This is a genomic window from Rubritalea tangerina, from assembly GCF_042683245.1.
Taxonomy (GTDB): domain Bacteria; phylum Verrucomicrobiota; class Verrucomicrobiia; order Verrucomicrobiales; family Akkermansiaceae; genus Rubritalea; species Rubritalea tangerina.
In genome coordinates, this window is sequence record NZ_JBHUJB010000005.1 from 246,717 (window position 1) to 254,784 (window position 8,068).

Genomic DNA, 8,068 nt, shown 5'->3' on the forward strand with positions numbered 1-8,068 from the left:
ATTATGCAGATGAGGGAGAGTGGGTGTATGCACGTTTTTGTAATTCTATTGAACTTTTGCGCATGCGTTGCTTGGATTAGCGTATGGTAAAGAAGCGAGAGGGGGTGCTACTGGCGGTTCCTTGGTGTCACCACAAATTACTGAAAGGGGTTTCAGACTACATGGCAGGGCACGGGGTTCATTTGGATGTTGGGATGGCGTTGGTGTCTGATGGGATGCCTGAGTACTGGAGGGGGGAGGTTGTGATTGGGCATTACGCGGACAAGGAGAAGCTCAAAGCATTATACCCATGGATAGGAACAAAGATGGTGTTGATAGGTCGTGAAAGTGATGCGGAGTATCATACGGTGAGTGATGATCATACAGGGATAGCGGCGAGTGCTGCGGCTTATTTGATAGGGAAAGGATTTCGCTCCTTTGCTGGGTATCGCTATGAGAATGATGGGGGGCCACGCCTAGAATATTTTGCGAAGCATGTGCGTGATGCGGGCCATGCCTATGTAGAACTTGTGGGGGAAGGTATGGGTTGGAGTGAGCGGCACGCTGGCTTGTGTCGCCGTCTAAAGCAATTGCGGGCTGGAACGGCGGTATTTGCTCCAAACGATCAAGTAGCCATTGAGGTGTTAGAAGCGTGTGAAGATGCAGGGATTGAGGTACCTGGAGATATTTCAGTGGTAGGAGTTAGAAATGATGAAGCTGTGTGTGATGCTCTCAAGGTGCCACTTAGCAGTGTGGACAACAACCTGTATGGGGTAGGGCAGTTAGTTGCTAAGTTAGCAGCTGGAATATTGAAGGGGAAGTTTGGCGGAGTGAGGCATCATGCGGTTCAGCCAAGAGGGGTGAGTGAACGTGAGAGCTCTCGGATCTACAAGGCGGAGTTGGAGGATATCGAATTGAGTCGAGCTCTTAGTGTGATTCGGTCCGATTATTTGGAGCTAGATTTTGATTGTTCGTGTTTGGCTGCAAGATGTGGGATGAGCTTAAGAAAGTTGTACTTAGTTTTTGAGAGGTCACACCTTCGCAAGCCTGCTGAGGAGATTCGTTACCTGCGCATGGAGCACGCAAAAGAGCTATTGGTGAGACGTCCGGATTCGCCGGAGAGTCTGATTTACGAATGCGGATACCAGAATGTGCGTTCATTTTACAAAGCTTTCCGCAGCCATGTTGGCATGAGTCCGAATCAATACAGGAAGAGCGTACGGTGAGGCTTGGGAGAATTAGCTAGAAAAATTTGTTAATACTTCGAAAATTTCGGCACATCTATCTGTATGAGAGATATGAAAAAATGGATGAGCATGGGGATAGGGATGTTGATGATGGGAATGGTGGGGGCAGAGGAGCGGCCGAACATTGTGGTGATCTTGGCGGATGATTTGGGTTGGGGGGATGTGAAGAGTAATTATGCGGGCTCGAAGATTGAGACGCCGCACATGGACGGGATTGCAAGGGAGGGGGTACGTTTTGTGGATGCGCATAGTAATTCATCGGTCTGCACACCGACGCGGTATGGGGTGTTGACTGGGAGGTATGCGTGGCGGACGCGTTTGAAGCGTGGGGTATTGATGGGGTATTCACCTGCTTTGATTGAGGAAGGGAGGGAGACGGTGGCTTCTGTATTGAAGGATGCAGGGTATCGCACAGCGTGTATTGGCAAGTGGCATTTGGGAATGAACATTCAGAAGACGGATGGAAAATGGGACTTTGGGAAGGAGATTGAGCGAGGCCCCCGCAGTGTGGGATTTGATTATTTTTTAGGGATATCAGCCTCATTGGATATGGCGCCGTATGCCTTGATAGAAAATGAGCGCTTCATTCAGAATCCTACGGAGAGTTTCAAGGCGGTGAATGATCCTTTAGCGTATCGACGTGGGGGGGCGATAGCGCCTGAGTTTAAGCATGAAGATTACTTGCCACTGGTGAGTGACCAGGCGAAGCGGTTCATCAGTGAGGCGAGCGAGGGTGAGCAGCCATTCTTTTTGTATTTGCCCTTACCCTCACCGCACAAGCCGGTACTTCCGAGTAAGGGGTTTCGGGGGAAGTCTGGGATTGGGGCTTATGGAGATTTTGTGGTTGAGACGGACTGGGTAATTGGTCAAGTGGTTGGGCAACTCAAGGCGTCAGGGGTATATAAGGACACCTTGTTGATAGTGACTAGTGACAATGCCTCGTTTGCCATTCCTGAAAAGTATGGAGCCGTGCAGAGTGGCCACAAGCCGAATGCTGGATTTCGCGGTCAGAAGACTGATGCCTACGAGGGTGGCCATAGAGTGCCCTTTCTATGCTCTTGGCCGGCGCGTGGTGTGCAGGGCAAGGTGAGTGACCAGGTGGTCTGCACGACTGATATTATGCCGACTGCCTTGGCAGCAGCAGGGGTGGAGCTGCCAAAAGGGGCGGCCGAAGATGGTTACAATATGCTGCCAGAGATCACTGGGGCTGAATCATTGGCGCCGATTCGTGAAGCAACTGTGCACCATTCTGCGAGTGGCATGTTTGCGATTCGCAAGGGAAAGTGGAAATTGATTTGTGGGCGGGGCTCAGGCGGGCGTACGAAAGTGGCGAAAGATGCTCCTAAGATCCAACTCTATGACATGCAGACTGACCCTTCTGAGAGCAAGAACCTGTATCAAGAGCATCCGGAGATTGTTAAGGAATTGGAGAGCTTGTTAGATCGCTACAAGCAACAGGGCTATAGCAATGCGCGCTAGGCGCTTTTATTAGCTGTGTTGGGCGTATCAAATTGTCTACACGCTTTATGCAAAGAACCTACCGGCCTGTGGACTGGTAGGTTCTTTAGTTTAAGTGTGTTTGGACTGGCTCTGGGAGTTGAACGTCTTAGGAGTTTTTCTTGTTCTTATTTTTCTTAGCACCTTTTGCGTGGTCGGGGGCTTTGTAATTGGGGGTGGGGCTGTGTTCGCGAGTAAGGATAGTCTCTAGCTGTTTGGCGACATCTGGATGTTTGTCTGCGACATTGGTTGTTTCAGATGGGTCTTTACTGAGGTCGTAGAGAGCGACTGGGTCTTTAAGTCCTTTTCTGTAGCCTTTCCAATTGCCCATCCGGACGCATTGTTGGAAGGCTCCTTCGTAGATTTCGAAGTAGAGGAATGGGTGTGGTGAGGGCTGTTGTTTGCCTAACAATAGGGGGAGGAATGATATCCCGTCATTGGGAGGGGTATTTTTGACACCGGCCATTTCGGCAGCGGTTTCAAGGAGGTCGAGTTGACCGACGAGAGCGTCGGTGCTTGTGTTAGGTTTGATCGTACCTGGCCAGTAGGCGACGAATGGGGCGCGGATGCCACCTTCGTAGAGGGAACGTTTTCCGCCTTTGAGGCCAGCATTACTATTGAGAGCTTTGATGAATTGTCCATTTGCGCCATTATCGGAGGTATAGACGACGAGGGTATTTTCGGCGATTCCATGTTTCTCGAGACGTTCGAGGATGCGGCCGACACCGGCATCTAGGAGGCTGACCATGGCTGCGTAATTTTTGACGGTTTGCGACCAAGGTTTATCTTTATAGTAAGCGAGGTTGGGATCGTTTGCAGGGATCACGAATTGGCCATGTGGGGGAGTCCAGGCTGCATAACAGAAGAAGGGGTGGTCTTTGTTTTTATCGATGAATTTAAGGGTTTCTTCTTCGATGAGGTAGTGTGTGTATTGCTGTTTTTTATTGTTAGCATTCCCTTTGAGAGGCTCTTCTTTACTATTTCTGACGAGGAATGAGGGGTAGTAGTTGTGAGCGTGTTTTTGGTCGTAGTAGCCGTACCAGAGGTCGAAGCCTTGTTTTTCTGGGACGCCAGTGGTGCCTACATTTCCGAGGCCCCATTTACCGAATCCACCGGTAGCGTAGCCTTGTTTTTTGAGGACTGAGGCAACGGTGACGGAATCTGAGCTAAGTGGGAGTAGGCCGTTGAGTGATTTGTTAGCGCGGCGGATGGCGTGGCCTGGGTGGAGGCCAGTCATGAGGGTACAGCGGGTTGGTCCACAGACGGCATTTCCACTATAGGCGTTGTTGAACTGAAGACCTTGTTTGGCCATGCGTTCCATGACGGGCGTTTTGATATGTTTGCCGCCGTAGTTTGTAAAATCTCCGAGGCCGGCATCGTCGACCATGACAAAGATAATGTTAGGCTTTTTAGAATTCGCTGAGAGGGTGGCTGGAATGATGAGCGCGCATGCAGCTATGAGGACGGATTTGAACATAGAGTAGTGAGGCGGTGTGGTCAAAGGGGGGCGCCTATTGACCGCAGTTTGTTTTGTTTCAGTAGTTTGTGCCTGTCGGGCAGAGAGGTTTAGGGCCGGAGACTCATTGTTGGGCATGCTGGATTGCATTGGTATTGGGGAACTTGATTCTAGGATACCAATGCGCCTGAGCAGTCGGCAAATGAGCACCCACCAGCAGACAAAATCTATTTGTCCACACGGCCATGGGGCGTTGTTTATAGATGTTGGTACGTGGTCAGGTATTACAGGGAATCTCTCAGAACTTTGTTGTTGAGTGGTGGGTGGCGCGGTAAGGGGGCACGAGGGGGCACGAAAAAGCCACCGCCCGTGGAGTGGGTGGTGGCTTGAAAAATGTTTAATGGCTGGGGGAAGGCGCTGGGTAATGTGTTTTACTCAGTCGCGGGGATTATTGCCCTTGGAGCAACTCACGGAGGCTAGGGAATTTCCCATCAGCGAGTGCTTTTTCTGCGGCTGGGAAGAGCGGTTCGAGTTGTTGCTTCATTTGTGGTTGGTCGATTGTTTCCAGAGCGGCCTTCGCTTTCGCGAGGTCTTCTTTCGCGGCGTCGGTGTTTCCTGCGAGGAAGTTGAGGCGAGAGCTCATGAGGAGCTTATGCATTTTTTCTGGGGCAGGAGCGTCAGCTGGAGCTGGCTTGTAGTCTTTGAGTGCGAGGGTAGCGTATTCTTTGGCACCTTCGCCAGCGGACATCCCAAGAGCAGCATTCTGGTCGAGGTCGGAGACTGTGATGGGGGAGTCTTCGGCGGTTGCGAGCTCTGAGCGCACCGCTGTGAGAGCTTTCCAGTCACCTTTTTGGGTGATGGCGGTGAGTTGGAGTTGGAGCTTTGCAGGGTCGCTGTCTTCGAGAGTTTTCGCGAGAGCGAGGATGCCATCCCAATCTTGCGCTTGGAAGAGGGGCATGACTTTGGCGCGGAGCTCTTCTTGTTGTTTTTCTGCTTCAGCTTGTTTTTTTGCTTCTGCAGCTGGGTCATAGGAGCCATCTAGCATTGCTTCGATGGAGCTGTCTTTGACTTGAGCTGGGTGTCCGGAGTAGAGGATTTTACCCTCTTTGATGAAGATCGCGTGAGGGATGCCTTGGACGCCTGCTGGCTTGAGCCAAGCAGTGGCGAAGTCACCTTTACCGCCACCTGAGAAGGCTACGCGGTAGGACATGCCCTCACCTTGGTCGGCGAGGAATTTTTTAGGAGCTTCAATATCGTCTTCCCAGACATTCATACCGACAATGACGAGGCCTTTGTCTGCGTACTTTTTGTGGAGGTCATTGACGTGGGGGATGATGGCGACGCAGGGGCCGCACCAAGTGGCCCAGAGTTCGAGCATGTAGACTTTGCCTTTTTCGTCGAATGATTTGACGGGGTCACCTTGGAGCCAAGTAATGCCCTTGAGTTCAGGGACAGCGGAACCGACGGTGAGTTTTTCTGCGGCAGCAGATTTGGCGGCTTCCGGAGTGGCTGCCTCAGCAGCTGCGGCTTCAGCTTCTTGGGCGGTAGTGGAAGCGGTAAAAAGGGCTGATGCAGCGATGGTGGCCCCTGCGATAGCAGCAAAGGAGCGATGATGTTTGGGTCTCATAGTGAAGAGGAATATAGGGTTTGGTGTTAGAACTACAATGATGGAATTGAAAAAGCTTAGATTGAGGTATTGTCCATGGCTTGGCCGATGAACTCGAGGATGTCTTTACGTCCGGCACCGGTGGAAGACGAGGTGATGTAGGTACGAGGGAGTCCTTCGCACCACTCGCGCATGGCTTGGTGGAAGGCATCGACATTTCTCTTTACGGCACCGGGCTTCATTTTATCAGCCTTGGTGAAGACGAGGACAAAGGGGATGCCGCATTCCATCATCCACTGGGTAAATTCGAGGTCGAGTTTTTGGGGGCTGTGTCTGGAGTCGATGAGGGCGAAGACGCAGACGAGGTTTTCGCGGTTGAGCAGGTAGTCAGAGACGAACTCGTTGAACTTATGTTGTTTTTTTCCGGAGACTTTGGCGAAGCCGTATCCTGGGAGGTCGACGAGGTGCCAACTATCATTGATGCGGAAGTAGTTGATCATCTGGGTGCGACCGGGGGTTTTTGAGACATCAGCGAGGGGTTTGCGTTGGTTTGCAAGGGCGTTAATGAGGGAGGATTTGCCAACATTGGATCGTCCAATGAAGGCAAACTCTGGAAATTCAGGGGCAGGGCAGGAGTCGAGGTCAGGGGCACTGATGTCAAAGCTGGCTTTGTGGATCTGCATAGGCGCATTCCTGCCAGAGATTGTGGTAATAGCCGAGGAAAAGTTTTGTGGGAATGAGGTGCTTTGCAGGCGTATCGGAGTGGGTTTTGTAGGGGGGGTGTTGGAAAATGCAGGGAGATGTGGATATCATACATCGCAATGTGTGATATTTGCTGCGCAAATGCGACCTATGGGGTGGCGCATTGTGTGGTAAGAAGTGTAGGATAACACTCAGATCGAGGTATAAGGGCCTCACGATTAGCTACCACAAGATTATGAAAAAACTATTTTTACTAGGGGCAATGGCATTGTCATGGGGAGTGCATGCGCAGGGTGATGAGCTGGGATTCATTCCTAAGCCGATGCAGGTGCAGCGAGTGGAAGGTAAGGCATTGAAACTTTCAGGCGCGCTGACTGTCAGTGTAGATGTTAAGCATCAGGCAGCAGTGAAGGCAGGATTAGAGCGCTTAGGTATGCCCGTGCGTTTTGAAAAGGGGGGAGATATCAAGGTGTTGGATGATACGAGTTTGCCGCATCGGGAAGCCTATCGCTTAGAGGTGAAGCCCGAGGGGATTGTGATCAAGGCGAAGTCGAGTGCAGGGGTGTATTACGCGCTGCAGACATTATTGCAGGCGATGCCAGTTGAGGTATTTGATGCGAGCCTGGAGCGGGAGGCTGTGGAAGTACCATTGATTGAAGTGCAGGACGCACCACGTTTTGGCTGGCCGGTCTCATGTTAGATTCTTCGAGACATTTTCAGACGATTGATGAGGTGAAGCGATTTGTGGATCGGTTGGCCGCGCATAAGATGAACGTGTTCCACTGGCATTTGACGGATGGGCATGGTTGGCGTTTTGAATCGAAGAAGTATCCGAATTTAACGCAGCATGGGGCATGGAGGATCCAGCCGGGGTACCCGGAAAAGGGGAAGACCGAGAAGTACGGTGGCTTTTACACGCAAGAAGAGATGCATGATGTGGTGGCATACGCGAAGGCGCGAGGGGTGACTGTGGTACCTGAGATTGACATGCCGGGGCATTGTTATGCGCTCGTGTCCTCGTATCCTGAGCGTGGTTGTTTGGGGATCGAGCAGCGAGTTGACTACGTGTATACCTATCCGGCAGATGCGCAGCGATTCCCAACTCACCCGGGGACGGATGTGCTGTGTGTGGGGCAGGATGAGACTGTCAAGATGTGCAAAGAGATTCTAGATGAAGTGTTAGAAATTTTCCCTTCCAAGTTCATTCACATTGGCGGAGATGAGGTGCAGAAGAAGTGGTGGAAAGGGTGCAAAGTTTGCCAAGCGCATAAGAAGAAGCATGGTCTGAAGGATGAGCATGAGCTGCAAAGTTGGTTTATCAAAGAGCTGGATAGTTATTTAACGAAGAAAGGTCGCAGGATGGTAGGTTGGGATGAAATTCTCGAGGGGGGGCTTGCGAAGAATGCTACGGTGATGTCATGGCAAGGTGAGCGCGGAGGCATTCGTGCTGCGAAAATGGGACACGATGTGGTGATGTCACCACAGACATATATTTACCTAGATCATGGACAGTCACGAATGGCACGTAGTTAAGCGGCACTTCGCTTGGCTCCTCGATGTGAAATTTCTCTGAATGTGTGT

At 51.3% G+C, this 8,068-nt stretch carries 7 protein-coding genes; 4 read left to right on the top strand and 3 right to left on the bottom strand.

Annotated features, from left to right (window positions below; all coding sequences use genetic code 11):
- Nucleotides 1-83: 83 nt before the first annotated feature.
- Both ACFSW8_RS01220 and ACFSW8_RS01225 read left to right on the top strand, forming a co-directional pair.
- Nucleotides 84-1,205, top strand: coding sequence for a substrate-binding domain-containing protein (locus ACFSW8_RS01220; RefSeq protein WP_377091123.1), 1,122 nt, complete (start codon nt 84-86; stop codon nt 1,203-1,205).
- Between the two features lie 72 nt (nt 1,206-1,277).
- The gene (locus ACFSW8_RS01225) at nt 1,278-2,705 is read left to right on the top strand and encodes a sulfatase family protein (RefSeq protein WP_377091122.1); all 1,428 of its coding nucleotides are present in this window, start codon (nt 1,278-1,280) and stop codon (nt 2,703-2,705) included.
- Between the two features lie 127 nt (nt 2,706-2,832).
- Here the strand turns inward: ACFSW8_RS01225 and ACFSW8_RS01230 are convergent, their stop codons facing one another.
- The 3 genes from ACFSW8_RS01230 to yihA form a co-directional block, all read right to left on the bottom strand.
- Nucleotides 2,833-4,200, bottom strand: a complete 1,368-nt coding sequence (locus tag ACFSW8_RS01230; RefSeq protein ID WP_377177234.1) for an arylsulfatase — start codon at nt 4,198-4,200, stop codon at nt 2,833-2,835.
- Nucleotides 4,201-4,627: 427 nt separating this feature from the next.
- A complete protein-coding gene (locus ACFSW8_RS01235; RefSeq protein ID WP_377091119.1) occupies nt 4,628-5,806 on the bottom strand; it encodes a TlpA disulfide reductase family protein in 1,179 nt (392 codons plus the stop codon).
- Nucleotides 5,807-5,862: 56 nt separating this feature from the next.
- Entirely contained in the window at nt 5,863-6,468 is a 606-nt protein-coding gene (gene yihA, locus ACFSW8_RS01240; protein WP_377091117.1) for a ribosome biogenesis GTP-binding protein YihA/YsxC, read from the bottom strand.
- A 254-nt stretch (nt 6,469-6,722) separates the two neighbouring features.
- Between yihA and ACFSW8_RS01245 the strand changes: the two genes are divergently transcribed.
- The gene (locus ACFSW8_RS01245) at nt 6,723-7,187 is read left to right on the top strand and encodes a glycoside hydrolase family 20 zincin-like fold domain-containing protein (RefSeq protein ID WP_377091115.1); all 465 of its coding nucleotides are present in this window, start codon (nt 6,723-6,725) and stop codon (nt 7,185-7,187) included.
- Entirely contained in the window at nt 7,181-8,020 is an 840-nt protein-coding gene (locus ACFSW8_RS01250; protein ID WP_377091114.1) for a beta-N-acetylhexosaminidase, read from the top strand. The genes ACFSW8_RS01245 and ACFSW8_RS01250 overlap by 7 nt, the downstream gene beginning before the upstream one ends.
- Nucleotides 8,021-8,068: the final 48 nt, after the last annotated feature.